Origin of the sequence: Streptomyces sp. NPDC002209, assembly GCF_042890265.1 — a bacterium.
Classification (GTDB): domain Bacteria; phylum Actinomycetota; class Actinomycetes; order Streptomycetales; family Streptomycetaceae; genus Streptomyces.
In genome coordinates, this window is record NZ_JBIARX010000033.1 from 1 (window position 1) to 26,021 (window position 26,021).

Here is a 26,021-nt window from a genome sequence, read left to right on the forward strand (position 1 = left end):
CGCGAAGCGACGCGACCGCAGGGAGCGCCCTTGAGGGACCGGCACGACACGGAAGGACAGTGGACTGCCGGGAAACCCCCGGACGCTCTCCCGACCCCGAGTGCACAGACCCCGACCCCTGGCCTCCCGGCCGGCCTGCCGTCGCCGAGTACGCAGGCCCCGCCCTGGGTGCCCCTCCGGCGTTCCCGCCGCCGCGTACGTGGACCCCGCCCCCGGCCTCCCCGCAGGTCCTCCCGACGCCGAGCGCACAGGTCCCCGACCTCTGGCCTCCCCGCCCGCCCTCCAACACCGAGTACACGGACCCCGACTCCTGGGCCCCCGCCGCCCCTCCCACCGCCGCGTACACAGCCCCCGACCCCCGCCTCCCCGCCGCCCGGCAGGTAGACCCCGGCACCGATGCCCCTCCCGCCGCACCCTGCCCCGTCGTACGCTGATCTGATGAGAACTCCCAGGCAGGCAGCGCGCATTGTCATCCTCTCCCCGACCGGTTCGGTGTTCCTCTTCCGTGAGGACAACGTCGAGGTCGGGATCCACTGGCTGCCGCCCGGCGGGGGGATCGACCCCGGGGAGACTCCCGAGGAGTGCGTGCGACGGGAGTTGCGGGAGGAGACGGGGTGGACCGACCTCGAGCCGCAGCGGCTGCTGTGCACCTGGGAGCACGACTTCACCCACGAAGGCATCCCCGTGCGCCAGCACGAGCACATCTACGTCACCACCGGCCCGCGCCGCGACCCCGTCCCCGAGTCGCCCGACGCGCACTGGCGCTGGCTGTCCCAGCAGGCGCTGGCCTCGCTCGGGGAGCCCCTGTGGCCGCCGCGGCTCGCGGAGCTGCTGGCCGACGCGCCGGCCGGGCCGGTCCACCTCGGGCTGGTGGTCTGACGCCGCAAGAGCGGCGCGACACCCCGTCGACGAGGACTACAACCGACCCGCTCGGTGTCTAGTGCCGTGACCGGAAACTTTTGCCGTGTTGGCGGAGTGCTGCGAGGCGCGGCGAGAAACCGAGCGCGCCCAGCGGCACCCTCCAGCTACCGAACTGGCTCGTTGACGCGATGAAATTTCCCACCCGTGGTTCAGATGGGACTTCCAGACGTCATCATGTATGACCATGGACCTAGCTGGCATTGCAGCGCTGTTGGCGCTAGCAGGCATACCAGTGACGCTGGTTGTTGCACGTTGGCAGAAGCGCACGGCTCTTGAACAGGCCGAGGCTAGCCACCGCACGGCACGGGAGGTGGCGGAGGCGAACCATCGCGCAGCACTAGAGCAAGCTGAGGCCAATCACCGCACTGCGCTGAGTGTGGCAGAAGCCTCACACCGGAGCGCCCTTGAGCTCGCAGCTGCCACCCACCGAAATGCTCTGAGGTTGGCTCATCGAGAGGCTGAGATAGGGCAGGAGCACCTGAGGTGGCAAGTGCGACAGACCACCTACGTGCAGTTTCAGGGCGCAATCGACCGTCTTCGGCGGGCTGTGCTGGCGGAGGAGGTTAGAACTGATGAGATGCGAGATGCCTATCACGACATCCATGAGTTCGAACACGTCTTGAGCATGGTGGCTGGCAGGGAAGTACGCGGTCCTGCAATAGGAATCAAACTCAGAGCTGAGGAGGTCATGGATTCCGTCCTTAGCTCGACATTGACGCCAGAGGCGCGTGCCGAGCTGTGGCGGGCACAGGTCACACCACGACGAGCGCAGCTTGACGACGTAATTAATCAAGAACTTGGCAAGCGGTTTCCCATGGATCTGCCGGTGGCGCCCTCTCGTAGGCAGCGCAACGGAGCTTGATCGTCAGATGGCTGCGGTCTATTCCCGCTGGTAGACGGATTGAGCTGTGAGGGTGCTCAACGGAGCCGACGCCGTTCTTCTCCCCGCATCTGACCACGAAGAAGGACACCCGGGTCGGCGACTGGGCGGCGTCCAACAACGTCGAGTTCGCCTACAAGCCGACCAACAGCTCCTGGTTGAACCGCATCGAGGCCCAGTTCACCGCCCTCCACTACTTCGCTCTCGATGGCACCGACCACGCCAGCCACAAGGAGCAGGGCAGCGTGATCCGCCGCTACGTCATCTGGCGGAACAAGCATGCCGCCGACCAACGCCTCTGCGAAGTGGTGAACAGGGCGAACGTTGCCTGATGCGCCACTAGAGTCCTGGCACTGCCATCGACGACGAGCCGAGGAGCTTCCGTGTTGCGAGGTCTGACCACCGTCAGTTTCTGGGCCGCCGATCTGGATGCGGCCAAGGCCTGGTACACCGAACTCCTCGGCACCGGCCCCTACTTCGAGCGGCCGGGGTACGCCGAGTTCCGGCTCGGCGACTACCAGCACGAGCTCGGGCTGATCGACCGCCGCTACGCGCCCGCCGGCGCGCCGGCCGAGCCGGGCGGGGCCGTCGTGTACTGGCACGTCGACGACGTCGACGCGACGCTCGAGAGGCTGCTGTCCATGGGCGCGGCGCCGTACGAGCCGCCCACGGAGCGCGGTCCCGGTTTCGTCACCGCCTCGGTGGTCGACCCGTTCGGCAACGTCCTCGGCTTCATGTACAACGCGCACTACCTCGACGTACTGGGCGAGCGCCCGTGAGCCGGCCGCCGCGGCTCACCGGGCCGCGGAGGTCGCCTTCGCGTACAGCGTCGCCGCGTACTCGCCCAGGATCGTGCTCGTCGAGACGTCGTCCGTGTCGCCGCCCGTCAGGATGCCGATGATCTTCCCGTCCTTCGCGAGCCAGGCGCTGCCGCTCGTGCCGCCCGGGAAGTCCGCGCAGTCGAAGCGCTGCTCCGTCTCGGTCTCGCGGATCGCCGACGCCGTGCACGTGCGCGGGACCTTGCGGTCCGCCGGGTAGCCGGTGACGGTGATCTCCTCGCCGGAGCGGCCCGTGGTGTCCAGGGTGGCCGCGCCCGTGACGTCCTCGATGTTGCGGCCGGCCGCGTCCGGGGCGATGCGGGCGAAGGCGAGGTCGTAGTCGTCGTCGTTGCCCTCGGCCCAGTGGGGGTCCTCGAAGACCTCCTCGATCGTCCAGGCTCCGTACGGGGCGCCGCCGTTCGCGTACGCGGGTGCGAAGACCGCTCCCCCGGAGCCGGCCTTCCCGGCGAGCAGGCAGTGCCCGGCGGTGACGATCAGGTTCTTCCCTGGGCTGTGCACCACGGTGGCGGTGCAGAAGTGGTCACCCTGCACTCCGCCTTCGAACAGGGCCCCGGTGAAGGCGGCGGGGCTGCCCGGCCGGGGCGTGCCCGAGGTGTTCAGCTGCGGCTGCTTGGCTGCTTGCGATCGCGAAGACGGGCTCGGCGAGGGCTTCGCCGGGGCCGCCGCCTTGACGTGCGTGCCCGAGCCGCCCTCCGACGCCGGCACCACCTTCGTCATGGCAGCGGACGCGCCCAGCGCCGCCACCGCGCACAACACCCCGGTCACCACGGTCCGCTTGTCCACCGCCACCGCCCCTCCTACTTTGCTTCGGCGAAGCATGCCTTGATGTTCGCCTTCGCCGCAAGGGGACCCTTGGGGTAGGCCTCAGGCTCCCGGCCACAGGCCTTCCGGCGTCAGGCCGAGGAGGTCGATCGCGTTGCCGCGGACGATGCACTCCACCACGTCCGGCGCGAGGTGGGACATCTGGGCTTCCCCCACCTCGCGCGACTTGGGCCACGTCGAGTCCGAGTGCGGGTAGTCCGTCTCGTAGAGGACGTTGGCCACGCCGATCGAGTCCAGGTTCTTCAGTCCGAAGGGGTCGTCGAAGAAGCACCCGAAGACGTGTTCCGCGAAGAGCTCCGACGGCGGGCGCAGCACCTTCTCCGCGACGCCGCCCCAGGCGCGGTTCTCCTCCCAGACCACGTTCGCGCGTTCCAGGATGTACGGGATCCAGCCGATCTGACCCTCCGCGTACATGATCTTGAGGTTGGGGAAGCGTTCGAACTTGCCGCTCATCAGCCAGTCGACCATCGAGAAGCAGCAGTTGGCGAAGGTGATGGTGGAGCCGACCGCCGGCGGGGCGTCCGCCGAGGTGGACGGCATGCGCGACGAGGAGCCGATGTGCATGGCGATGACGGTGCCGGTCTCGTTGCAGGCCTCGAGGAAGGGGTCCCACTCGTCGGTGTGGACGGAGGGCAGCCCCAGGTGCGGGGGTATCTCGGAGAAGGCGACCGCGCGCACGCCGCGCGCCGCGTTGCGGCGGACCTCGGCGGCGGCCAGCCGGGCGTCCCACAGCGGGATGAGGGTGAGCGGGATGAGCCGGCCCCGCGCCTGCGGTCCGCACCACTCCTCCACCATCCAGTCGTTGTACGCCCGTACGCCGAGCAGCCCGAGCTCGCGGTCCTTGGCCTCGGTGAAGGTCTGGCCGCAGAAGCGCGGGAAGGTCGGGAAGCAGAGTGCCGACTGGACGTGGTTGACGTCCATGTCCGCGAGGCGCTCGGGAACCGAGAAGGACCCCGGGCGCATCTGCTCGTACGTGATCACCTCCAGCTTGATCTCGTCGCGGTCGTAGCCGACGGCGGTGTCGAGCCGGGTGAGGGGGCGGTGCAGGTCTTCGTAGACCCACCAGTCGCCGATCGGGCCGTCGTCTCCCCTGGCGCCCATCACGGGGGCGAACTTGCCGCCGAGGAAGGTCATTTCCTTCAAGGGGGCGCGGACGATCCGGGGGCCGGTGTCCCGGTACTTGGACGGGAGCCGGTCCCGCCAGACGTGGGGAGGCTCAACCGTGTGGTCGTCCACCGAGATGATCTTCGGGAAGGTCTCCATGGCTCCCACGGTAGCGTCAATCTGACGAACCGTCAGCTAGTTGGACGGCGATTGGGAAGTGATCGGTCCGACACGGGCTGACGGGTAAGCGCAAGACAGGGCAGACTGGCCCTTACACCGACGGAAGGCAGGGGGGACGACAGATGGACGGCATACCGGCCATCCCGCACCAGCGGAACCACCCCGAGGCAGCCCGGCGCCACTCCGCTGCCGCGCCGGACGCCACGGCAGGTGCGCGGCCCGGCAGCCCCGCCGACCCGCCGGGCACCGCGGACGGCGCCAACGCCGTTGCCGCGGCCTCCGCTTCGGCCGGTACGCCGACTGCCGCGGCCGGTGCCGTGGACACCGCCGCGGCCAACGCGCCCGCCGTGTCCGGAACCCGGCCCGCCACCCACGCCACCCCGGCCGCCACTCCCGCCGACGAGCCGGACGCGACCCGCGCCACCGGCGAGCCGGACGGGACCGCGCCCGACGGCGCGCACCCCGCTCCCGCCCCCACCGGCACCCGCTTCGCCGTCCTCGGGCCCATCCGCGCCTGGCGCGGCAGCGAGGCGCTGCCCTCCGGCACCCCGCAGCAGCGCGCCCTGCTCGCCGCGCTCCTGCTGCGCGGCGGCCGGACCGCCACCGCGCCCGAGCTGATCGACGCCATCTGGGGCGAGGACCCGCCGCAGCAGGCCCTCGCCACCATCCGTACGTACGCCTCCCGCCTGCGCAAGGTCCTCGCGCCCGGCATGCTCGTCAGCGAGTCCGGCGGCTACGCCATCCGCACCCCCACCGGCACCCTCGACCTCGGCGTCGCCCGCAGCCTCGCCGCCGACGCCGAACAGGCCCGTACCGCCGGCGACCGCACCCTCGCCCGTACGCTGCTCGCCCGCGCCCTCGACCTGTGGGACGGCGAACCGCTCGCCGGGGTCCCCGGGCCGCACGCCGAGACCGAGCGCACCCGGCTCGCGGAATGGCACCTCCAGCTGCTGGAGACCCGCCTCGACCTCGACCTGGAGCTCGGCCACCACGCCGAGGCCGTCTCCGAGCTGACCGCCCTCACCGCCGCGCACCCGCTTCAGGAACGGCTGCGCGAGCTCCTCATGCTCGCCCTGTACCGCAGCGGCCGGCAGGCCGAGGCGCTCGCCGTGTACGCCGACACCCGCCGGCTCCTCGCCGACGAACTCGGCGTCGACCCCCGGCCCGAACTCTCCGCGCTCCAGCAGCGCATCCTGCGCGCGGACGCCGAACTCGCCCGCGCCGAAGACCCGGCACCGGCCGCCGCGCCGAAACACGTGAGGCCCGCCCAATTGCCCGCCACCGTCGCCGACTTCACCGGCCGCGCCACTTTCGTCAACGAGCTCGGCGAGATCCTCTCGGGCGTCGGGGGCCAGGTCATGGCCGTCTCCGCGCTCGCCGGGATCGGGGGCGTCGGCAAGACCACCCTCGCCGTGCACGTCGCGCACGCCGCCCGCCCGCACTTCCCCGACGGCCAGCTCTACGTCGACCTCCAGGGCACCGAGCCGCGGCCCGCCGAGCCCGTCGCCGTCCTCGGCTCGTTCCTGCGCGCGCTCGGCACCCCCGACACGGCCATCCCGGACACCGCCGCCGAGCGGGCCGCACTGTACCGCTCCACGCTCGACGGCCGCCGCGTCCTGGTCCTGCTCGACAACGCCCGTGACGCCGCCCAGGTCCGCCCGCTGCTGCCGGGCACCGCGGGCTGCGCCGCCCTCGTCACCAGCCGGGTCCGCATGGCGGGCCTCGCCGGGGCCCATCTCGTCGACCTCGACGTGATGAGCCCCGAGGAGGCCCTCCAGCTCTTCACCCGGATCGTGGGCGCGGAACGGGTCGGCGCCGAGCGCCAGGCCGCCCTCGACGTGGTCGGCGCCTGCGGCTTCCTGCCGCTCGCCATCCGCATCGCCGCCTCCCGGCTGGCCGCCCGCCGCACCTGGACGGTGTCCGTGCTCGCCGCGAAGCTCGCCGACGAGCGCCGCCGCCTCGACGAGCTCCAGGCCGGCGACCTCGCCGTCAAGGCCACCTTCGAGCTCGGCTACGGCCAGCTCGAGCCCGCCCAGCAGCGCGCGTTCCGCCTCCTCGGCCTCGCCGACGGTCCCGACATCTCGCTGGCCGCGGCAGCCGCCGTGCTCGACCGGCCCGAGCACGACACCGAGGACCTCCTCGAAGCCTTAGTGGACTGCTCCCTCCTCGAATCGGCCGCGCCCGGCCGCTACCGCTTCCACGACCTCGTACGCCTCTACGCCCGCGCCTGCGCGGACCGCGACGAGCAGCCGCCGAGCGGGCGGGACGCCGCCCTGGACCGGCTGCTGGACTTCTACCTCGCCACCGCCTCCGCGGTGTACGCGGTGGAGCGCCCCGGCGACCGGCTCCCCGCCCACCTGTCCGCCACCCACTACCCCGGCCTGCGTTTCGCCGAGCCGCGCGCCGCCCTCGACTGGCTGTACGCCGAGGCGGACCCGCTGCTGGCGTGCGTCCGGCAGGCCGCCGTCCGCTCGACCGGGCAGGGCGGCGTGGTCGACGTGCTGCGCCGTTCGGTCGACCTCCTGTGGGCGGCCAAGGACCTCGCCGAGTCGGGGGCGAACTCCAAGCAGTACGAGTCCGCCGCCGTGGCCCTGCGCGACGCCGCGCACACCGCGAAGGACCCGCACGCGGAGGGCCGGGCCCGGACCACGCTCACCAACGTCCACCTGGTCGCGGGCCGCTTCGGCGAAGCCGACGAGGAAGCCCGCCAGGCCATGGACCTCGCCCGCGAGGCCGGCGACCCGCTGCCCAGCTGCTGGGCGCCCAACGACCGCGGGATCATCGCCCTCTACCAGGGCCGGCACGCCGACGGCGAGCGGTACCTGCTGGAGGCCATCGAGAACTTCCGCGCCGACGGCAACCACATCGGCGAGGCCAGCGCACTGTGCAACCTCTCCCGGATCCACGTCGAACTGGGCCGGCTGAGCAGCGCCATCGACCTCGCCGAGCAGGGCATCGCCATATACGACCGGATGGGCCTGACCCTGCGCCTGGCCAACGGCCGCTACGCGCTGGGCATCGCCCTCACGCAGGCCGGCCGGCTCGGTGAGGCGCAGGCGCAGCTCACCGAGGCGCTCTCGCTGTTCCACGACAACCGGCAGCCGCTGTGGGAGGGCGTGACGCACTTCCGGCTCGCCGTGGCCCACCTGGCCGCGCACCGGCCCACGCTGGCCGCCGCGCACGCCGAACAGGCCATCGCGCTGCGCGGGATCGGCGGGGAGTGGCGCCGGGCGACCGTGCTGACGGTGCTGGGCAAGGCGCTGCGCAGGCTGGGGCAGCGGGACCGGGCGCGGGTGTGCTGGCGGGATGCCGAGGTCGTCTTCAAACAGCTGAAGTCGGCCGAACTGGCCGAGGTCCAGGCCCTGCTGGCTTCGGAGATAGCGGCCTGAGCTGCACCGATCGCCGGATGAACGAGGCATTCATCGTTCGTTTATCGCCGCCCGCCACGATAGCTACATCGACTCACCGCGTCGGGGGGCGCGAGAGTCGGCTGGAGGACCGCCCGTTCGGCGGTCCGCGGGGGAATCGCCGAACGGGCCCGACCCATCCATCAGGAGAACCGATGACGACGAACGAGAACATCCTGCCGAACGACGGCGACATCAAGCCGATGGACAACCACGCGTCCGGCATCGAGATCAAGCCGCTCGACGACAGCCTTGCACCGGGCGTCGACATCACGCCGATGGACAATCACGCCTCCGGCATCGAGATCAAGCCGCTGGACAAGCAGGCTTCGGGCGAGGACATCGTGGCGATGGACAACCACGCGTCCGGTCCGCGTCCGTAAGACGTCCCACGGGGGAAACGGGGGACGGGGGGCTGGTCCCACGGGGGATACGGGGGACCGGTGCCAACGGGGGGGCCACGGGGGATTCGGGGGAACCCGCCGTGGTCAACGGGGGAGCACGGCCCACGCGGGCCACGGGGGACCCGCGGGGGAGCACGAACACGGGGGAGCACAACAAGGACGGCGGTCGCGGTGGCCCGGAGGGGGAGCCACCGCGGCCGCCGTCGCATGCGTTCCCTGCCGGCCCGGGCCCGTGTCACTAGGCTGGGCTCGTGTTCACCTCCCAGGGACCGACCGTCCGCGAGCTCGCCGTCCAGGCCCTCTCGTCCGTCGAGCGCGGGTACGACCTGCTCTCGCCCAAGTTCGACCAGACCCCCTTCCGCACCCCGGACCGCATGCTCGACGCGGTCGAGGAGGCGCTCGCCCGGTACGAAGGCTCCTTCGGGGACGGTCTGGACGTGTGCTGCGGGACCGGCGCGGGACTGGGAATGCTGCGGCGGCTGTGCCGGGACCGGGTGACCGGGGTGGACCTGAGCGCCGGCATGCTGGCCGAGGCCGCGCGGGCGCACCCCGACGAGCGCATCGACCTCGTACGGGCCGACGCGCGGGCGCTGCCGCCCGGGCTGGCCGGCTCGTACGACCTGGCCGTCAGCTTCGGGGCCTTCGGGCACTTCCTGCCGACCGAGCGGCCCGCCCTGTTCTCCGGCGTCCACGCGGCGCTGCGCCCGGGCGGCGTGTTCGCGTTCCCGATCGGGGCGCCGATCCCGCCGGTCTCCCCCGTGTGGTGGGCGGTGGCGGGCTTCGACGCCGCGATGCGGGTGCGCAACGCCGTGTGGCGGCCGCCGTTCGTCATGTACTACCGGACCTTCCCGCTGGGCGGCGTCCGCGCCGACCTGCTGGCGGCAGGCTTCACGGTGGAGACCCTGCCGCTGGAGCCCTTCGGCCGCCGCGAGGACGGCACCCCCCGCTGGCGCCTCCTCCTGGCCCGGAAGCTCGGCTAGAGCGCCGGTAGGAAAGCGCGCGGCCCACTAGGCTGGCACAGCACTCTCTGGAGGAAACCATGGCAGCCGAGCTTCCCGAATGGATGCTCCCGCCCCGCCCGAGCGGCTGGGAAGCGGACGACCTCGACCACTGGCCCCAGGCACCCCGGCACACCGAGCTCATCGACGGAGCGCTGATCTTCATGATGTCCCCGCAGCGGTCCTGGCACTCCCGGCTGGTGGAGAACCTGACCTTCCACCTGCGGCAGGCAGCGCCGGACGGCGTCGAGATCGAACGGGAGATGACCGTCCGCCTCGACAAGAGGAGCCGTCCCGAACCGGACATCCTGGCCGCGACCGTGGCCTACGACCCCGACCGCACACGCTACCTCCCGGACGAGGTCGTCCTGGTGATCGAAGTGGTGTCCGAGGAGTCGGCCGACCGCGACCGTTCCATCAAGCCCTTCAAGTACGCCCAGGCCCAGATCCCCCACTTCTGGCGCGTCGAGGACGAAGAGGGCGAGCCCGCCGTCCACGTCTACGAGCTGGACACGGTCACCCGGACGTACGTTCCGACCGGGATCCACCGTGACCGGCTCAAGGTGGCGGTCCCGTTCCCCGCGGACATCGACCTGGGCACGCTCACCCCTTGACCAGGCGGGCGCGGAGTTCGCGTTTGAGGACCTTTCCGCTCGCGTTGCGGGGCAGTTCGGCGACGAACTCGACGGCGCGCGGGACCTTGTAGTTGGCCATCTCGCGGCGGGACCAGGCGATCAGGTCGTCGGCGGTGAGGGTGGAGCCGGGGCGGCGGACCGCGTAGGCCTTGCCGACCTCGCCGAGGCGGGGGTCGGGGACGCCCACGACGGCGACGTCCGCGATGTCCGGGTGCAGGCCGAGGAGTTGCTCGATCTCGGCGGGGTAGGCGTTGAACCCGCCGACGATGAACATGTCCTTGATCCGGTCGGTGATGCGCAGGTTGCCGTCGGTGTCGAGGACCCCGACGTCCCCGGTGCGCAGCCAGCCGTCGGGGGTGACCGCCGCGGCGGTCTCGGCCGCGTCCTCGAAGTAGCCCTGCATGACGTGGTGGCCGCGGACCCACACCTCGCCCGCCGTGCCGGCGAGCTGGGCGTACCCGTGCTGGTCGGCGATCTTCACCTGGGTGCCCGGGATGGCCCGTCCCGAGGTCGAGGCGATGACCTCGGCCGGGTCGCCGCGCCGGCACATCGTGACGATGCCGCTGGCCTCGGAGAGGCCGTAGGCGGTGAGCACGGTGGAGATGTGCAGTTCGCCGCGCAGCCGCTCGACGAGTCGGAGCGGGACGACGGCGGCGCCGGTGACGACGAGGCGCAGCGCCGACAGGTCGTGGTGGTCGCGCTGGGGGTGGTCGAGGAGCGACTGGTGGAGGGTGGGCGGGCCGGGGAGTACGGAGATCCGCTCGGCGGCGATGTTGGCGAGGACGGTGTCCACGTTGAAGACGGGCTGCGGGACCATCGTGGCCCCGCGCATCAGGCAGGCGATGATGCCGGCCTTGTAGCCGAAGGTGTGGAAGAAGGGGTTCACGATCAGGTAGCGGTCGCCCTCGCGCAGGCCGGCGAGCTCGCTCCAGACGTCGTAGCAGCGCAGCGACTGGGCGTGGGTGATGACGGCGCCCTTGGGGCTGCCGGTGGTGCCGGAGGTGAAGATGATGTCGGAGGGGGCCTCGGGCCGGATCGACTCGGCGCGCTCGCGCACGGTGTCGGCGCTGACGCCGTCCCCGCCGGCCAGGAAGTCCTTCCAGGTGCGGAAGGACTCGGGGGCGTCCTCGGCGAGGACGACGACCTGCTCGAGGTGTGGCAGTCCGGGCAGCGGGCCGCGGCCGCCCTCCCCTTCGGCGGCGGCCCGGCGCAGGGAGGCGACGTACGAGGTGCCGAGGAAGGTGCCGGTGACGAAGAGGAGTCTGGCCCGGCTGCGCCGCAGGACGTAGGCGGCCTCCGTGCCCTTGAAGCGGGTGTTGAGGGGGACGAGGACGGCGCCCGCCGAGACGGCGCCGAGCGCGGAGACGATCCACTCCAGGGTGTTGGGGGCCCAGACGGCGACCCGGTCCCCCGGCTCGACCCCGGCGGCGATGGCGGCGGCCGCGGCGCGCTCCACGCGTTCGCCGAGCTGCGCGTAGCTGATGCGGACGCGTCCGTCGACGACGGCCTCGCGCTCGGCGTACCGCCCGGCCGCCGCGCGCACCAGCCCCGCGATGCTGCCCCAGCGCAGATCCCCCCGCGCGTCTTCGCTCATCGCACACCCCTCCCAGTAGCTGACTATCCGTCAGATTAGCTGTAGCCTTCGCGGCTGTCAGTACTGGTGCAGCCCCGGAGGTGGCGATGGCGGCAACACTCAAGGACGCTACGGCGATAGTCGGGATCGGCCAGACCGCCTTTGCCAAACGGCTTCCCGAGTCCGAGAAGGAACTGGCCTGCCGCGCGATCCTGGCCGCCCTCGCGGACGCCGGGATCGCCCCTGCCGAGGTCGACGCCTTCTCCTCCTACACGATGGAGGAGACCGACGAGGTCGAGGTCGCCAAGGCCATCGGCGCCGGCGACGTCACCTTCTTCTCCAAGATCGGCTACGGCGGCGGCGGCTCCTGCGCCACCGTCGGCCACCTCGCGGCCGCCGTCGCCACCGGCCAGGCGAGCGTCGGCGTGGCCTGGCGCTCGCGCAAACGCGGCTCCGGCCCGCGCCCCTGGAAGAACACCGCCGTCCAGCTGCCCACCCCCGGCCAGTGGACCCGCCCCTTCGGGCTGCTGCGGCCCGCCGACGAGATCGGCATGCTGGCCCGCCGCTACATGCACGAGTACGGCGCCACCCGCGACCACCTCTTCAACGTCGCCATGGCCTGCCGCAACCGGGCCAACGAGAACCCGGCCGCGATGATGTACGAACGCCCGCTGACCCGCGAGATGTACATGACCGCCCGCATGATCAGCGATCCACTCTGCCTCTTCGACAACTGCCTGGAGACCGACGGGGCGCTGGCCTGCGTGATCGTTTCCGCCGAGCGGGCCCGCGACTGCCGCCAGAAGCCCGTGTACGTCCACTCCGTCGCCCAGGGGCTGCCCGCCCAGCACCACGGCATGGTCAACTACTGGAACGACGACCCGCTGTCCGGCCCCGCCTGGACCGCCGCCCGGCACCTGTGGAAGCAGGCCGACTTCGGGCCGCAGGACGTGGACGTGGCCCAGATCTACGACGCCTTCACCCCGCTGATCCCGCTCTCCCTGGAGGGCTACGGCTTCTGCGGGCGCGGCGAGGGCGCCGCGTTCACCGAGGGCGGGTCCCTGGAGATCGGCGGCCGGCTCCCGATCAACACCGGCGGCGGCGGCCTGTCCGAGGCGTACGTGCACGGCTTCAACCTGATCAACGAGGGCGTCAAGCAGCTGCGGGGCGTCTCCACCGCCCAGGTGCCGGACGCCGCGACCTGCCTGGTGACCGCGGGCGAGGGTGTCCCGACGTCCGCGATCCTGCTGCGAGCCTGAGGAGCGAACGACCATGACGACGACCCCGGCACCGGCAACGCCCCCGGCCACGGACCCGGACCCGGACCCGGCCCCGGCCCCGGCCGACCAGCTGCTCCTGCCCGTCCCCGACGAGGACGGCGCCCCCTTCTGGGAGTACGCCGCCCGGGGCGAACTCCGCATCCAGGCCTGCACCGCGTGCGGCCGCCTCCGCTTCCCGCCCAGACCCTGCTGCCCGCACTGCCAGTCGTTCGACTCCGAGTGGCGCCCGATGAGCGGACGCGGCCGCATCTGGTCCTACGTACGGCCCCACCCGCCGCTGCTCCCCGCGTACGCCGCGCAGGCCCCGTACAACGTGATCCTCGTGGAGCTCGCCGACGCCCCGCACATCCGCCTCGCCGGGAACCTGGTCACCTCCCCCGGCGCCCCGCTGAACTCCGTGGACCCGGCCCGGCTGCGCATCGGCGCCCGGGTCCAGGCGGTGTTCACCGAGACCGGTGGGATGACCGTGCCGCGCTGGGTACTGGAGAAGCCGTGACGGTACGGGTGGAGCGGGACAAGGCGGACGGGGTCGCGGTCGTCACCCTGGACCGGGAGCGCAGGCACAATGCGATCGACCTGGCGACGGCCGCCGAACTGGCCGAGGTGTGGCGGGAGTTCCGGCATGCCGAGGACGTCCGCGCGGTGGTGCTGACGGGAGCCGGCCCGGCCGCGTTCTGCACGGGCATCGACCGCGGCGTCCGCGTGCCGCAGCCCGCCTCCCCGTACTCGGTCGACGACCCGCTGCTGTCCGTCGGCCCGAAGGCGAACGACCTGTGGAAGCCGGTGGTCGCCGCCGTCAACGGCATGGCGTGCGGCGGGGCGTTCTACCTGCTGGGCGAGTCGGAGTTCATCGTCTCCTCCTCGGCCGCGACGTACTTCGACCCGCACACGACGTACGGGATGGTCAGCGCGTACGAGGCCGTGTACATGGCGCAGCGGATGCCCTTCGGGGAGGCCGCCCGGATGTCCCTGATGGGGACGGCGGAGCGGCTCTCCGCGCAGCGGGCCTACGAGATCGGCCTGGTCTCGGAGCTGACGGCGCCCGAGGAGCTGCTCCCGGCGGCGCTGCGGGCGGCGCAGACCCTGGCCGGGTACCCGACGCAGGCCGTGCAGGGCACCGTACGGGCCCTGTGGTCGGCGAAGCAGGCGGCGCTGCAGCAGGCGCTGGCCCAGGCCCCGGCGCTGATCTCGCTGGGGAACCTCTCCCCGGAGCGGCAGGCGGACCTGTTCACCGGGCGCCGGACGGCCCCGGAGCCGCGGGTGCGCTGAGCGCAGCCGGCCGGGCGCCGGCCGCGCCGTCCGCGCCGGCTCCTAGCCGATCCGGCCGACGACGCAGGTCTTCACGTCCGCGGCCTTGTCGTCGTGGATCATCGGGGCGGTGACGGTCTGGGTCTCGCGGGCCTTGAGCGTGACGCGGACGGAGGTCCGGTCGAGGACGCCGTTCGCGCCCTCGAAGGTCAGCGGGACGTCGACGGTGCTCTGCTTGTCCACGTCGGAGGTCACCCTGAGGACGGCCTTCGGGCTGCCGGGCCCGGCGCAGGTGACGACCTGGGCGTGCGCGGGCGGGCCGGCGCTCTTGCCGGGCGACGGCGTCGACTTCCCGCCGCCGTTGCTGTTGTTGCTGTTGTTGCTGTCGTGGCTGCTCTTCTTCTTCGAGCTGGAGCACCCGCCGCCGCTGCCGCTGCCCTTGCTCTTCCCGCTGTGCCCGCCGGACGAGAAGCCCGTGAGCGCGAAGACCACGGCGACGAGCACCGCGGTGAACCTGATACGACGTCCGGCCACCATGGCCCGACCCCCTCCCCTGACGACGGCGGGCCACGCTATCACCGCCGTCCGCGCCGGGACCCGGGGTCGCAGGGCCCTGCCACGTGCAGGAAACGTGAGGGCTCACCCGGCCCTTGGCCCGTTCACAGTTGCCATGCATATGATCAAACCCGGCCAACGGGGGAGGCACACCATGTCCGGTTCCTTGCGGCGCAGTCAAAGGTGAAGACGCTGGGGAAGCTGTGAGGGGATCTGGTGCTGACCTACCACGAAGTCATGACCACAAACCTGGGCCTGCTGACGACGGCCGCCGCCAAGTGGGAGGAGATGGCGGGTGAGCTGAAGAAGGTCGAGACCCGCTACGCCGACTCCGTGCAGAAGATCACCCTGGGCGGGGAGACCTGGAACGGCATCAGCCAGCAGACCGCCCACACGAACTTCGCGGCGACCCGCTACGAGTACACCGCCGCGCAGGCCCAGGCCAAGGCGATCGGGAGCCTGCTGCGCGACGCGCACGAGAAGTTCACCGATCTGAAGAAGAAGCTGGAAAGCGCGCGCGACGACGCGATAGCCGCCGGCATGACCGTCTCCGAGCAGGGACGCGTCGCGTTCGACTACGCGAAGCTCACACCCTCCGAGCGCAGCGCCTACCACCACGACCCCGACGGCCAGAAGGCGATCGGCGAAGCCGTCGGCAAGTGGCAGCAGTACATCGACGACCGGGTGAAGGCCGTCGCCGAGCTCGACCAGAACGTCAAGACCGCCCTCAGCGCCGCCGTCATCGACAGCAACCGGGACGCCTTGGGCAAGGGCGACGACGAATCGCTCGCCGGTTTCAACCGCTACGCCGAGGGCGACCTGGACAAGGCCCCCAAGAAGCTCCCCGATTCCCCGTTCAGGGAAAAGGGGGACGACGGCTTCTCCCTCACCGGACCCGACGCCGGCATGAAGCTCACCGGCACCAAGTACGGCAAGGAGGGGTCGTTCAAGCTCTACGCCGACCTCTTCCACATGACGTACCAGGGCGAGTACAAGAACGGGTCGCTCACGCTCTCCGGTATCGACGACATGTACCTGGGGGCCAGGGCCACGGCGAACTACGGCTTCACCGACAAGGGCCTCACCGCCAAGGCGGAGGCTTCCGTGGGCATCCGGGCCATGATGGAGGGGCGCGCCGAGTACGGTCACGTCGGCGGCTACGGGCGCGTCGAGGGATTCGCCGGCGCCGAGGCCTCCGCCAGCACCACGCTGGGCAAGACGGGCTGGAACGGCAACTTCAAGGCGTTCGCCGGCGAGAAGGCCAGCGCCGCCGCGGGCACGGAGGTCGCCGGGCTCGGCGCCGGCGCCACGGCCGAGGCCTGGGAGGGCGTGGGCGCGGAATTCAAATGGGACTTCGGCAAGGGGGAGGACGGCAAGTACCACTTCGGCGGCAAGGGGGGCCTCGCCCTCGGGGGCGGCGGCGCCGTGGGCGCCGAGTTCACGATCGACCCGGGCAAGGTCAAGGACGCCGCGGGCGACGCTGCCGACTGGGTGGGTGACACGGCCGGCTCCGTCAAGGACGAAGTCACCAGCTGGTTCGACTGATCGACTGATGTACTCCCCCTGTGGAAGGAGGGCCTGAAATGCCCACGACCCTGCCGGTGCCGATCGAGTTCAGCCTGCCCGACGGCTGGCGACCCGCCCCTCCGGAGGAGGTGGGCGCTCCGGGCGTGGCGTTCATCGCGCTGCACGAGCATCCGGACGAAGGCTTCACCGCCAACATCGCCGTCGACGGCGACTTCCTGCCGGACGGGGCGACGCTGGCCGAGATGGCCGAGGAGTCGGTGGACCGCGTGCGCCGGGTCGCCGAGTCGGTGGTGGTGACCAGCCGCCGCGAGCTCGGCTCCGAGGCCTCGCCGGGCCTGGCCCAGCGGCTGACCCTGTCGGCCGTCGTGAAGGGCGTGCGCCGCGACCTCGTCCAGTCCCACGTCTACCTGGCCGTGCTGGACCTCGAGGACCCGCACCGGCGTGCGGTGATCCGGCTGATCCTGACCTCGACCGCGGCGCAGGAGGACGGCGTCGTGGGCGACTTCCAGGAGTTCCTGCGCACGGTCAGCCCCGACACCGGGGCAGGGGCCTAGCGATGGGCCGCCTCTGGGACAAGTACATGGGCACGGTGCGCGCCGACGGCGGCGTCACGGCGATCCCCACCACGGAGCTGCGCGCCGCGCTGCTCGCGCTGAACGGCACGGGCGTGGTGTTCAGCGTGCGCGAGGCGGGCGGCGGGGGCGCCGACCTGGTGGCGGACTGGAAGGTCATGGAGCCCGCCACCGGCACGGGCCTGGGCCGCCGGCAGGTGGAGCGGACCTTCAAGGTCTGGATGCGGCTGCTCCCCGCGGAGCGCGAGGTACGGGCCGCGGACGAGCAGTGGGCGGTGACGCGGGCGGGCAGCCCGCCCGGCCGGACCGTCCAGCGCGAGCACGGCCGCGGGCCGATCCGGCACGTGCAGAAGCAGTGGACCTTCGAGCGCGACGCCGAAGGCCGCCGCCGGAAGGTCGAGTCGTTCAGCCTGAACACCGCCCGGGACCTGAAGGACCCGCTGCGCAAGACGGTCCTCGGCGCGGGCTGGTCCTGGCACGGAGTCCGCAAACTCTGACGCGTACCCGCGCCGCCACGGACATGGCGGCGGCCCCGGCCCCCGGTGAGGGGGCGGGGCCGGCCGGCCGGTCAGGCAGTGGTGCCGGAGGGCATCAGGCCTCGACGACGCCCGAGGCGGCGATCTCGATCTTGCCGCGAGTGGCGCCCGAGGGGGTGCCGAGCTTCTCGATCTGGTCCACGATCTCGGAGCCCTGGACGACCTCGCCGAAGACGACGTGCTTGCCGTCGAGCCACGGGGTGAGGACCGTGGTGATGAAGAACTGCGAGCCGTTGGTGTTCTTGCCCGCGTTCGCCATCGACAGCAGGTACTTGCGGTCGTGCTTCAGCTGGAAGTTCTCGTCCTCGAACTTCTCGCCGTAGATGCTCTTGCCACCGGTGCCGTTGTGGTTGGTGAAGTCGCCGCCCTGCAGCATGAACTGCGGGATGACGCGGTGGAAGCCGGAGCCGGCGTAGCCGAAGCCGTTCTGGCCGGTGGCCAGCTCGCGGAAGTTGCGCGCCGTCTTCGGGACGACCTCGTCGAAGAGGTTGAAGACGATGCGGCCGGCGGGCTTGCCGTCGATGTTGATGTCGAAGTAAACGTTGCTCATGGGGTCCATCCTGTCACTCCCGGTGCTGCGCGCGACCCGGAGGGGCCCGAAAACCCTCACCCGGCCGTACGGGTCCCCGTTCCCTTGGCCGCGTCCAGGGCGTACACGCAGCGGTCCTTGCTGCACGCATAGACCACGCCCGCCTCGGCCACCGGGGCGCCCGTGATCTCCCCTCCCGTGGCCAGCTTCCAGCGCAGCTGGCCACCCGCCGCGTCCAGGGTGTACAGGCAGTGGTCGGCGGAGCCGAAGTGCACGCGGCCGTCCGCGACCGCCGGCGGGCCGGTGATCTCGCCGCCCGCGGCGAACCGCCACTTCGGGGTGCCGGTGACCGCGTCGAGCGTGTACAGCGCGCTGCCCGCGCCCAGGTGGACGTTGCCGCCCACGACCAGCACCGGGTCCGAGGAGGGCCGCGGCTCGGTGGCGATGCGCCAGCGGTCGCTGCCGGTGGCCGCGTCCAGGGCGTAGACGGTGCCCAGGTAGTCCGCGAGGTAGACCCCACCGCCCGTGACCGCCGCGCCGGGCGCGAAGGCCGGGGCGGCCAGGAAGACCGCGGGGGCCTCGAAGTGCCAGCGGACCCGGCCCGAGGCCCGGTCCACGGACAGCACGCGGGTGCCGGCGGCGATGTAGACGTTGCCGTCCGGCGCCGGGGTGACCCGGACCGGGACGTTGCCGCAGGAGGCCGCGTCGCCGACCGGGTACGACCAGGCCTCACGGCCGCTGCGGGCGTCCAGGGCGCGCAGCCTCGCGTCCTGCCACACGTACACCGTGCCCTCGTGCAGGACGGGGGCCGCCTCCGGGGTCTCGAAATCGCTCTGGGCGCCGGTCAGCTCCCACAGCTTCTGGCCGCTGGACGCCTCCCAGCCCTGTACGCCGCCGCCGCGCGTGGCGGTGACGACCGTGCCCCGGTCGGCGCGCACGGCGTACACCCAGGCGTCGGTGTTCAGCCGCCACCGCTCGGAGCCGTCGGAGGCGTCGAGCGCGTAGAGGGAAGGGCCGTCGGAGGCGTGGATGCGGCCGTCCGCGACGGCCATGGACCAGGCCACGTCGCGGGTCTTGAACTGGCGGCGGCCGGTGGCCACGTCCAGCGCGTGCACCTCGAAGGAGGTCACGTACAGCAGGTCTCCGGCGACGGTCGGGGTGCCCCAGACCTCGTTCGACATGCGGAAGCGCCACGGCCGCCAGCGGCCGCTGTCCGGGGCCGGGCCGGGGGACGGCACCACGGCCGACGCGGCGGAGGAGGCCGGGCCCGGGGCGTGCGCGGCGGCCGCCGCACCGCCCGGCGGGCGGACCCATCCGGTCGCCGAGTCGGCGGCGGGCGCGTGCGCGGCGGGAGCCGAGGCGCTCGCCCGCGGCCCGGGCCCGATCGGCACCGGGGAGCCCCCCAGGCGGACCGGCTCACCGGAGGGCGCGGGGGACGGCACCGGGGACGTCGGCCGCGGCGGGTGCTGCGGGCGCTGCGGAACGGCCTGGCCGGTGCGCGGGTCGACCCACGGGTCGGCGCCGCCGCGCGGCTCCCGGCGGTGCGTGGCGGCCTCGGCGGCGCGCCCCGCAGGGCGGCCGGGCGCCGGGACGGGCGCGGCCGCCGTGCGCTGCCCCGCCCGCCGGGCCTCGATCATCGCGACGGCCCGGCCCGGCAGCCACGCCGAGGCGGTACCGCTGTCGTCGCCGCCGTCGAAGAGGTGCGGGGCGAGCTGCGCCTGCAGGTCGGCCGGGGTCGGTCGCTGGGTGGCGTCCATCTGCATGCAGGAGTCGATCAGCGGCCGCAGCTCGTCCGGGAGCCCCTCCAGGTTGGGCTCGTCGCGCAGCAGCATGAACACCGTCTCCACCGGGTTGGCCCCGTGGTACGGCGGATGCCCGGTCGCGGCGAAGACCAGCGTCGAGCCGAGCGAGAAGACGTCGCTGGCGCCCTTGACGCTGCGCGAGTCCTTCGCCTGCTCGGGCGACATGTACGCGGGTGTGCCGACGGCGACGTTCGTCATGGTCAGGCGGGTGTTCGAGACACCGCTGGCGATGCCGAAGTCGATCACGCGCGGGCCGTCCTCGACGACGAGCACGTTGGACGGCTTCAGGTCGCGGTGGACGAGGCCGGCGCCGTGGATGGACTGCAGGGCCTCCGCGATGCCGGCGGCGAGCCACCGTACGGCCTGGGCGGGCATGGGCCCGCACTCGTTGACGATCTCCTCCAGGGAGGGCGCCGGGACGTACGCGGTCGCCAGCCACGGCACGGCGGCCCGCGGGTCGGCGTCGACCACGGCCGCGGTGTAGAAGCCGGACACGGCGCGCGCCGCCTCCACCTCACGGGTGAAGCGGACCCGGAACAGCTGGTCCTCGGCGAGCTCGGTGCGCACCGTCTTGATCGCCACCCGGCGTCCGGATGCCGACCGCGCGAGATAGACCAGCCCCATGCCGCCGGCGCCGAGCCGTCCCAGCACCTCGAAGGGGCCGATCCGTCTCGGGTCGTGCTGCGTCAGCTGCTCCACCACTCGCCTCACAATCCCCGTACGGGCCCTTGCCGGGCCCGTTCCCACCTGCACGCGCGCCGGCACGGCGGTCGGCCCCGTGCAGCGTCTCACCCCGGGCGCCGCCCGGGGTCGCGCAACCCCGATTCTGTCAGGCCCGCGCCCGGGCCGTGTCGTCACAGTCCGGGCGGGGCGGACGGACGTAGGGCGGACGGACGACGGACGGCAGACGTACGGGCGGACGGCGTACGACGCGGCGGAGGCCCGGCCGCCCTGCCCGGCGGCCGCTACTCCACCTGCCCGCCACGGGGCTCCGAGAGCAGCGCGAACACCGCGCCCTGGTTGTCGGCGACGACCGCGATGCGCCCGTACGGCGTGTCGAACGGGTCGGCGGTGACCCGGCCGCCGAGCCGCTTCACCGTCGCGACGGACTCGTCACAGTCCGGGACGGCGAAGTACACGAGGAAGTGCGCCGGCATGATCTCCGGGAACGCGTCCGTGATCAGGCTGCGCCCCATCACGGCGGTCTCCGCGCCGGGCCGGCTGCCGGGCGGGGACCACAGGCGGTACTCGACGCCCGTGCCCGCGTCGTCCTGGTCCTCGGGGACGTAGCCGAAGACGTTGGCGTAGAACACGTCGACCGCGTCGCGGGCCCGCGTGTAGACCTCGCTCCAGCAGTACGTGTACGGCTCCTGCTGGGCTTCGAAGCCGTGGTGGGTGCCGGGCTGCCACAGGCCGAAGACGGCCCCGCCGGGGTCGGCGGCGAGCCCGGCGGCGCCGTACGGGCCCACGGGCTGGGGATCCATGACCATCTGGCCGCCGGAGGCGCGGATGCGGGCGGCGCACGCGTAGGCGTCGGAGGTGTAGAGGTAGATCCCCCAGACGGTGGGCATGCGGCCGTCGGGTTTGGGGGCGAGGGCGGCGACGTTGCGGCCGCGGCTGTAGGCCTGGGTGTAGCCGCCGTACTCGGGGCCGGCGCTGCCGCCGAAGGTCCACCCGAAGAGCTCACCGTAGAAGCGCTTGCCCGCCTCGACGTCCGGAAGCGAGGCGTCCACCCAGCAGGGTGTGCCCTCCGCGAATGCGGCCATGGCCCGTTTCCTTCCGTTGTGCCCTTTGCCCCGTGCCCCTCAGCCATGATCTGCCCGAAAACTTGTCCACAGCCTGTTGATAAGACTAATCGGGGGATACCGAGAGGAAGCGGTCGGGTCACCCGGGCGGGCGCCCGCCCGGATTTCGCACCGGATCCACCCGGGATCCGCCCCGGATCCGCCCGGTACGCACCCGGAACGGGCACCTCCTCGGGGCCTCGCCCGCCCGGATTCCGGGCGGATCCCGGCCGGATCCCGGCCGGAAACAGCCACCCGGCAGGGCCCGGGGTACGGGCTTCGCCCAGGCCAGGTGTCGCGTAACCCCATTTGCAGGCGGCCGAATCGCGCGCAGATCACCCCTCGGTAAGCTGACGGCATGACAGGACAAGTACGCACCGTCGACGGCCGCGTTGCCGGCCGGCGCGGTCAGGCGACGCGGCAGAAGCTGCTCGACTGCCTCAGCGAGATGCTCAGCTCCTCGCCGTACCGCGACGTCAAGGTGATCGACGTCGCCCGCAAGGCCGGCACCTCCCCCGCGACCTTCTACCAGTACTTCCCGGACGTCGAGGGCGCCGTCCTGGAGATCGCCGAGCAAATGGCCACGGAGGGCGCGCAGTTGACGGCGCTCGTCGAGGGCCGCAACTGGGTCGGCAAGGCCGGCTGGCAGGCCGCCGAGGAACTCGTCGAGGGATTCCTGGACTTCTGGCGGCGCAACGACGCGATCCTGCGGGTCGTCGACCTCGGCGCGGCCGAGGGCGACAAGCGCTTCTACAAGATCCGCATGAAGATCCTGAACTCCGTCACCAACTCCCTCACGGAGTCGATGAAGGAGCTCCAGGCCAAGGGCAAGGTCGACAAGGACCTCAGCCCGGCGGCGATGGCGGGTTCACTGGTCGCGATGCTGGCCGCGGTGGCCTCGCACCAGAAGGGCTTCCAGACCTGGGGCGTCAAGCAGGCCGAGCTCAAGCCGAACCTGGCGCTGCTCGTCCACCTGGGCATCACGGGCAAGAAGCCGACCAAGTAACGGCGGACCCTCCCGGGGTCCGCCGCCCTCCCCACGCCGCCCTCTCCCCTCTCCCCTCTTCTCCCCTGCCTCCCCCTTCTTTTCCCCTTCTCTTCCCCGGCTGTCGGCCGTCCGCCCCGATCAGCGACGCTCCAGGCGGAACAGCCGGATCTCGCGCTCGATGCGGGCCTGGTACGTCGCGTACGGCGGCCAGAACCTCAGCACGGCCTGCCACGCCGCCGCGCGCTCCTCGCCCTCCAGCAGCCGGGCCCGTACGGCGATGTCCTGCCCCTTCCAACTCACGTCCGCGTCAGGGTGCTTGAGCAGGTTCCCGGTCCACGCCGGGTGTCCGGGGCGGCCGAAGTTGGAGCCGATCAGCAGCCAGCTGACGCCTCCCTCCTCCGGCATGCAGGCGAGCGGCGTGGTGCGCGGTTCACCCGTCCTGGCGCCCTTGGCGGTCAGGATCACGCCGGGCAGCATCTGCGCGCTGAGCATGACCTTGCCGCGGGTCAGTTTGTGCACCGCCTTGTCCATGGCGGGGATGAAGTGCGGTGCGATCCTGGCGAACAGCATGGTCGAGGAGACCTTCTGCATCAGCTTGACGCCGGCTGCCACGGCCATCAGACGGCCACCTTCTCTTGTGGGGTGGTGAACAGGCCCGCGCGGTGGGCGGCGTGCGCCCGCAGCCGGTGGACCGGGCCGAACAGCAGCTCGTCGGCCGCCGCCCGCTTGAAGTACAGGTGTGCGTCGTGCTCCCAGGTGAAGCCGATGCCGCCGTGCAGCTGGATCGCCTCGCCGGCCGTGACCCGCAGGGCCTCCAGGGCCTGGGCGAGGGCGAGGCCGCCCTGCCCCGGGTCCCAGGCGGCGTAGTAGGCCGCCGACCGGGCCGCCTGTACGTGTACGTAGAGGTCCGCGAGGCGGTGCTTGACCGCCTGGAACGACCCGACGGGCCGGCCGAACTGCTCGCGCTGGCGCACGTACTCCACCGTGCGGGCCAGCGCCTGCCCGGCCGCGCCGACCGCCTCGGCGGCGAGGACGGCGGCGGCGGCGCGCCCGGTGGCGGCGAGCGCGGCGAGGACCGCGTCGTCGGCGGCGTTGTCGGTATCGGCTCCGAGCAACTCGGCGGGGGTGTCGCGCAGTTGGACGCGGGCCTGCGGCCGGGTCTCGTCCAGGGTGGCCTGCCGCGACCGGACGAGCCCGGGGGCGTCCTCCCGTACGAGGAACAGCAGGGTCCGGCTCCGGGCGAACCCGCCCGTGTGCGCGGCGACCAGCAGCAGGGAGGCGCTGTGCCCGTCGAGCACCTGCGCGACCTCCCCGTACAGCCGCCAGCCGCCGTCCTCGCCGGCCTTGGCTTGGACCCCGCCGGCCCGGCCCCCGCCGGCCCACTCCCCGGGGGCGTTCTCGCCGGTCAGCGCGAGGGCGGTGGACAGCGCCGGGCCGGGGACGGCGAGGGCCGCGGTGAGCCCGCCGGCGGCGAGCGGCGGGAGCAGCGCGGAGCGCTGGGCCGCGGTGCCGAGCGCGGTGATCAGTGGCACGGCGAGCACGGCGGTGGCCAGCAGCGGCGAGGGCAGCAGCACCCGCCCGGTCTCCTCGCAGGCCAGGGCCAGGTCGGCGGGGGTGCAGCCGACGCCCCCGTACTCCTCGGCGACGGCGATGCCCGGCAGGCCGAGCTGCGCGGAGAGCTGCCGCCACAGCTCGCGGTCGTGTCCGGCGGCGGTGCGGACGGCGGCTTTGACCTCGTCCGGTCCGCAGCGCTTGCCCAGGATCTCGCGCAGGGTACGGCGCATCTCGTCCTGCTCCGCGGTGAAGGCGGCATCCATCGTCGGGCTCCTCCCCGTATCTGACGGGCCGTCATGTTAGGGCGGGCGGCGACAGATGCACAGGGGGCGGGGGGCTCGGGTATGGGGGATCGGGTGCCGGGCGATCGGGTTGCGTGGACTAGAAACTGACGGCACGTCAGATGTACGGTCTGCTGCATGCCTGGACCCACGCCCGAACCTCGCAACGGACGCCGCCGGGTCGCCGTCGTCGGCGTCGCCCTCTCGGACTGCGGCCGGGTGGACGGCCCCACCCCGTACGCCCTGCACGCACAGGCCGCCCGGCGGGCGCTGGCCGACTCCGGCCTGGACCGCTCCGTCGTCGACGGCTTCGCCTCGGCGGGCCTCGGCATCCTCGCGCCGGTCGAGGTGGCCGAGTACCTGGGGCTGCGCCCCACCTGGGTCGACTCCACCTCGGTGGGCGGATCGACCTGGGAGGTCATGGCGGCGCACGCGGCGGACGCCATCGCCGCCGGCCACGCCAACGCCGTGCTGCTCGTCTACGGCTCGACGGCACGGGCCGACATCAAGGCCCGGCGGCGCACCTCGAACCTCTCCTTCGGGGCGCGGGGGCCGCTGCAGTTCGAGGTCCCGTACGGGCACACGCTGATCTCCAAGTACGCGATGGCGGCCCGCCGCCACATGCACGAGTACGGGACGACGCTCGAGCAGCTCGCCTCGGTGGCCGTGCAGGCCCGGGCGAACGCGGCGACCAACCCGGACGCGATGTTCCGCGACCCGATCACGGTGGACGACGTCCTGTCCGGCGAGATGATCGCGGACCCGTTCACGAAGCTGCACTGCTGCATCCGCTCGGACGGCGGCTGCGCGGTGCTGCTGGCGGCGGAGGACTACGTACCGGACACCGCCAAGTCCCCGGTGTGGGTCCTGGGCACGGGCACGTCCGTCTCCCACACCACGATGTCGGAGTGGGAGGACTTCACCGTCTCCCCGGCCGCGGTCTCGGGCCGCAGGGCGTTCGAGCGGGCGGGCCTCACCCCGGCGGACGTGGACCTCGCGGAGATCTACGACGCCTTCACGTACATGACCCTGGTCACCCTGGAGGACCTCGGCTTCTGTGCGAAGGGCGAGGGCGGGGCCTTCGTGGAGAAGGGCCGCCTCCTACGGGACGGGGAACTGCCGGTCAACACCGACGGCGGCGGCCTCTCGGCCTGCCACCCGGGCATGCGCGGCCTGTTCCTGCTGGTCGAAGCGGTCCGCCAACTCCGCGGCGAGGCCGGCCCGACCCGCCAGGTCACCAAGCGGGACGGCCGCCTCCCGGAGGTCGCCCTGGCATCGGGCACGGGCGGCTGGTTCTGCTCGTCGGGGACGGTGATCCTGGGACGGGGGTGAGGGGCGGGGTCGGTGTGGTCGGGGTCGGGGTCGGGAGGACCTGCGGGGAGGCCGGAGGTCGGGGGTCCGTGCCCTCGGGGTCGGGAGGGCTCACCGGGGCACAAGGGTCGGTGTCCGTGTACGCGGGGTCGGGAGGGCCGACCGGGGCACAAGGGGCGGGATCCCCGCGTCCGGTGTCGGGAGAGCGTCCGGGGGTTTCCCGGCAGTCCACTGTCCTTCCGTGTCGTGCCGGTCCCTCAAGGGCGCTCCCTGCGGTCGCGTCGCTTCGCG

General features: G+C 72.5%; 24 protein-coding genes and 1 pseudogene. 15 read left to right on the plus strand and 10 right to left on the minus strand.

Annotation, left to right across the window (positions count from 1 at the left end; genetic code table 11):
- The first annotated feature begins 438 nt into the window (after positions 1-438).
- Positions 439-879: an NUDIX hydrolase gene (locus tag ACFYXK_RS33285; RefSeq protein ID WP_389414552.1), complete on the plus strand. Its 441-nt coding sequence runs from the start codon at positions 439-441 to the stop codon at positions 877-879.
- 430 nt (positions 880-1,309) lie between these two features.
- On the opposite strand, the gene ACFYXK_RS33290 is transcribed toward ACFYXK_RS33285, so the two are convergent.
- Positions 1,310-1,537 carry a hypothetical protein gene (locus tag ACFYXK_RS33290; RefSeq protein ID WP_389414553.1) on the minus strand — a complete coding sequence of 76 codons (228 nt, stop codon included), beginning with the start codon at positions 1,535-1,537 and terminating at the stop codon, positions 1,310-1,312.
- Between the two features lie 323 nt (positions 1,538-1,860).
- Between ACFYXK_RS33290 and ACFYXK_RS33295 the strand changes: the two are divergent.
- Both ACFYXK_RS33295 and ACFYXK_RS33300 read left to right on the plus strand, forming a co-directional pair.
- Positions 1,861-2,133, plus strand: a pseudogene (locus ACFYXK_RS33295) (IS630 family transposase); the annotation flags it as partial.
- Positions 2,134-2,184: 51 nt separating this feature from the next.
- Positions 2,185-2,580 carry a VOC family protein gene (locus tag ACFYXK_RS33300; RefSeq protein ID WP_389414554.1) on the plus strand — a complete coding sequence of 132 codons (396 nt, stop codon included), beginning with the start codon at positions 2,185-2,187 and terminating at the stop codon, positions 2,578-2,580.
- A 15-nt stretch (positions 2,581-2,595) separates the two neighbouring features.
- On the opposite strand, the gene ACFYXK_RS33305 is transcribed toward ACFYXK_RS33300, so the two are convergent.
- Positions 2,596-3,429 (minus strand): trypsin-like serine peptidase, encoded by an 834-nt coding sequence (locus ACFYXK_RS33305; protein WP_389414555.1) that lies wholly within the window; start codon positions 3,427-3,429, stop codon positions 2,596-2,598.
- A gap of 75 nt (positions 3,430-3,504) precedes the next feature.
- Positions 3,505-4,725, minus strand: a complete 1,221-nt coding sequence (locus ACFYXK_RS33310) for an amidohydrolase family protein (protein ID WP_389414556.1) — start codon at positions 4,723-4,725, stop codon at positions 3,505-3,507.
- A gap of 143 nt (positions 4,726-4,868) precedes the next feature.
- Between ACFYXK_RS33310 and ACFYXK_RS33315 the strand changes: the two genes are divergently transcribed.
- The 4 genes from ACFYXK_RS33315 to ACFYXK_RS33330 all read left to right on the plus strand — a co-directional run bounded on the left by ACFYXK_RS33315 (position 4,869) and on the right by ACFYXK_RS33330 (position 10,169).
- Positions 4,869-8,135, plus strand: coding sequence for a BTAD domain-containing putative transcriptional regulator (locus ACFYXK_RS33315; protein WP_389414557.1), 3,267 nt, complete (start codon positions 4,869-4,871; stop codon positions 8,133-8,135).
- Positions 8,136-8,308: 173 nt separating this feature from the next.
- Positions 8,309-8,536 carry a hypothetical protein gene (locus ACFYXK_RS33320; protein ID WP_383520794.1) on the plus strand — a complete coding sequence of 76 codons (228 nt, stop codon included), beginning with the start codon at positions 8,309-8,311 and terminating at the stop codon, positions 8,534-8,536.
- A gap of 272 nt (positions 8,537-8,808) precedes the next feature.
- Positions 8,809-9,537, plus strand: coding sequence for a class I SAM-dependent methyltransferase (locus ACFYXK_RS33325; protein WP_389414558.1), 729 nt, complete (start codon positions 8,809-8,811; stop codon positions 9,535-9,537).
- Positions 9,538-9,596: 59 nt separating this feature from the next.
- Entirely contained in the window at positions 9,597-10,169 is a 573-nt protein-coding gene (locus ACFYXK_RS33330) for a Uma2 family endonuclease (protein WP_389414559.1), read from the plus strand.
- Here the strand turns inward: ACFYXK_RS33330 and ACFYXK_RS33335 are convergent.
- Entirely contained in the window at positions 10,159-11,784 is a 1,626-nt protein-coding gene (locus tag ACFYXK_RS33335; protein WP_389414560.1) for a FadD3 family acyl-CoA ligase, read from the minus strand. The two genes, ACFYXK_RS33330 and ACFYXK_RS33335, sit on opposite strands and share 11 nt — an antisense overlap.
- A gap of 86 nt (positions 11,785-11,870) precedes the next feature.
- On the opposite strand from ACFYXK_RS33335, the gene ACFYXK_RS33340 reads away from it, so the two are divergent.
- From ACFYXK_RS33340 to ACFYXK_RS33350, 3 genes are read left to right on the plus strand one after another with little or no spacing between them, the layout of a single operon-like run.
- Positions 11,871-13,022, plus strand: coding sequence for a lipid-transfer protein (locus ACFYXK_RS33340; protein ID WP_328621180.1), 1,152 nt, complete (start codon positions 11,871-11,873; stop codon positions 13,020-13,022).
- A 13-nt stretch (positions 13,023-13,035) separates the two neighbouring features.
- Positions 13,036-13,539, plus strand: a complete 504-nt coding sequence (locus tag ACFYXK_RS33345) for a Zn-ribbon domain-containing OB-fold protein (RefSeq protein ID WP_389414561.1) — start codon at positions 13,036-13,038, stop codon at positions 13,537-13,539.
- Positions 13,536-14,312, plus strand: coding sequence for an enoyl-CoA hydratase/isomerase family protein (locus ACFYXK_RS33350; protein WP_389414562.1), 777 nt, complete (start codon positions 13,536-13,538; stop codon positions 14,310-14,312). The genes ACFYXK_RS33345 and ACFYXK_RS33350 overlap by 4 nt, the downstream gene beginning before the upstream one ends.
- A 42-nt stretch (positions 14,313-14,354) precedes the next feature.
- On the opposite strand, the gene ACFYXK_RS33355 is transcribed toward ACFYXK_RS33350, so the two are convergent.
- On the minus strand, positions 14,355-14,828 hold the full coding sequence (locus ACFYXK_RS33355) for a hypothetical protein (RefSeq protein ID WP_389414563.1): 474 nt from the start codon (positions 14,826-14,828) through the stop codon (positions 14,355-14,357).
- A 255-nt stretch (positions 14,829-15,083) separates the two neighbouring features.
- Here ACFYXK_RS33355 and ACFYXK_RS33360 point away from each other — a divergent pair, with 255 nt between their 5' ends.
- From ACFYXK_RS33360 to ACFYXK_RS33370, 3 genes are read left to right on the plus strand one after another with little or no spacing between them, the layout of a single operon-like run.
- The gene (locus tag ACFYXK_RS33360) at positions 15,084-16,391 is read left to right on the plus strand and encodes a hypothetical protein (protein WP_389414564.1); all 1,308 of its coding nucleotides are present in this window, start codon (positions 15,084-15,086) and stop codon (positions 16,389-16,391) included.
- Positions 16,392-16,429: 38 nt separating this feature from the next.
- The gene (locus tag ACFYXK_RS33365) at positions 16,430-16,927 is read left to right on the plus strand and encodes a hypothetical protein (protein ID WP_389414565.1); all 498 of its coding nucleotides are present in this window, start codon (positions 16,430-16,432) and stop codon (positions 16,925-16,927) included.
- Positions 16,928-16,929: 2 nt separating this feature from the next.
- Positions 16,930-17,442, plus strand: a complete 513-nt coding sequence (locus ACFYXK_RS33370; RefSeq protein WP_389414566.1) for a hypothetical protein — start codon at positions 16,930-16,932, stop codon at positions 17,440-17,442.
- A 94-nt stretch (positions 17,443-17,536) separates the two neighbouring features.
- On the opposite strand, the gene ACFYXK_RS33375 is transcribed toward ACFYXK_RS33370, so the two are convergent.
- The 3 genes from ACFYXK_RS33375 to ACFYXK_RS33385 all read right to left on the minus strand — a co-directional run bounded on the left by ACFYXK_RS33375 (position 17,537) and on the right by ACFYXK_RS33385 (position 21,578).
- A complete protein-coding gene (locus ACFYXK_RS33375) occupies positions 17,537-18,031 on the minus strand; it encodes a peptidylprolyl isomerase (protein WP_389414567.1) in 495 nt (164 codons plus the stop codon).
- Between the two features lie 56 nt (positions 18,032-18,087).
- Positions 18,088-20,514: a PQQ-binding-like beta-propeller repeat protein gene (locus ACFYXK_RS33380; RefSeq protein WP_389414568.1), complete on the minus strand. Its 2,427-nt coding sequence runs from the start codon at positions 20,512-20,514 to the stop codon at positions 18,088-18,090.
- A 263-nt stretch (positions 20,515-20,777) separates the two neighbouring features.
- Entirely contained in the window at positions 20,778-21,578 is an 801-nt protein-coding gene (locus ACFYXK_RS33385) for a VOC family protein (RefSeq protein ID WP_389414569.1), read from the minus strand.
- A gap of 376 nt (positions 21,579-21,954) precedes the next feature.
- Here ACFYXK_RS33385 and ACFYXK_RS33390 point away from each other — a divergent pair, with 376 nt between their 5' ends.
- On the plus strand, positions 21,955-22,602 hold the full coding sequence (locus tag ACFYXK_RS33390; protein ID WP_053790587.1) for a TetR family transcriptional regulator: 648 nt from the start codon (positions 21,955-21,957) through the stop codon (positions 22,600-22,602).
- Positions 22,603-22,722: 120 nt separating this feature from the next.
- Here ACFYXK_RS33390 and ACFYXK_RS33395 read toward each other — a convergent pair whose 3' ends face one another.
- Positions 22,723-23,202, minus strand: a complete 480-nt coding sequence (locus ACFYXK_RS33395; RefSeq protein WP_389414570.1) for a nitroreductase family deazaflavin-dependent oxidoreductase — start codon at positions 23,200-23,202, stop codon at positions 22,723-22,725.
- Positions 23,202-24,401 carry an acyl-CoA dehydrogenase family protein gene (locus ACFYXK_RS33400; protein ID WP_389414571.1) on the minus strand — a complete coding sequence of 400 codons (1,200 nt, stop codon included), beginning with the start codon at positions 24,399-24,401 and terminating at the stop codon, positions 23,202-23,204. The genes ACFYXK_RS33395 and ACFYXK_RS33400 overlap by 1 nt, the downstream gene beginning before the upstream one ends.
- A gap of 156 nt (positions 24,402-24,557) precedes the next feature.
- Here ACFYXK_RS33400 and ACFYXK_RS33405 point away from each other — a divergent pair, with 156 nt between their 5' ends.
- The gene (locus ACFYXK_RS33405; protein WP_389414572.1) at positions 24,558-25,751 is read left to right on the plus strand and encodes an acetyl-CoA acetyltransferase; all 1,194 of its coding nucleotides are present in this window, start codon (positions 24,558-24,560) and stop codon (positions 25,749-25,751) included.
- The last annotated feature ends 270 nt before the right edge of the window (positions 25,752-26,021 follow it).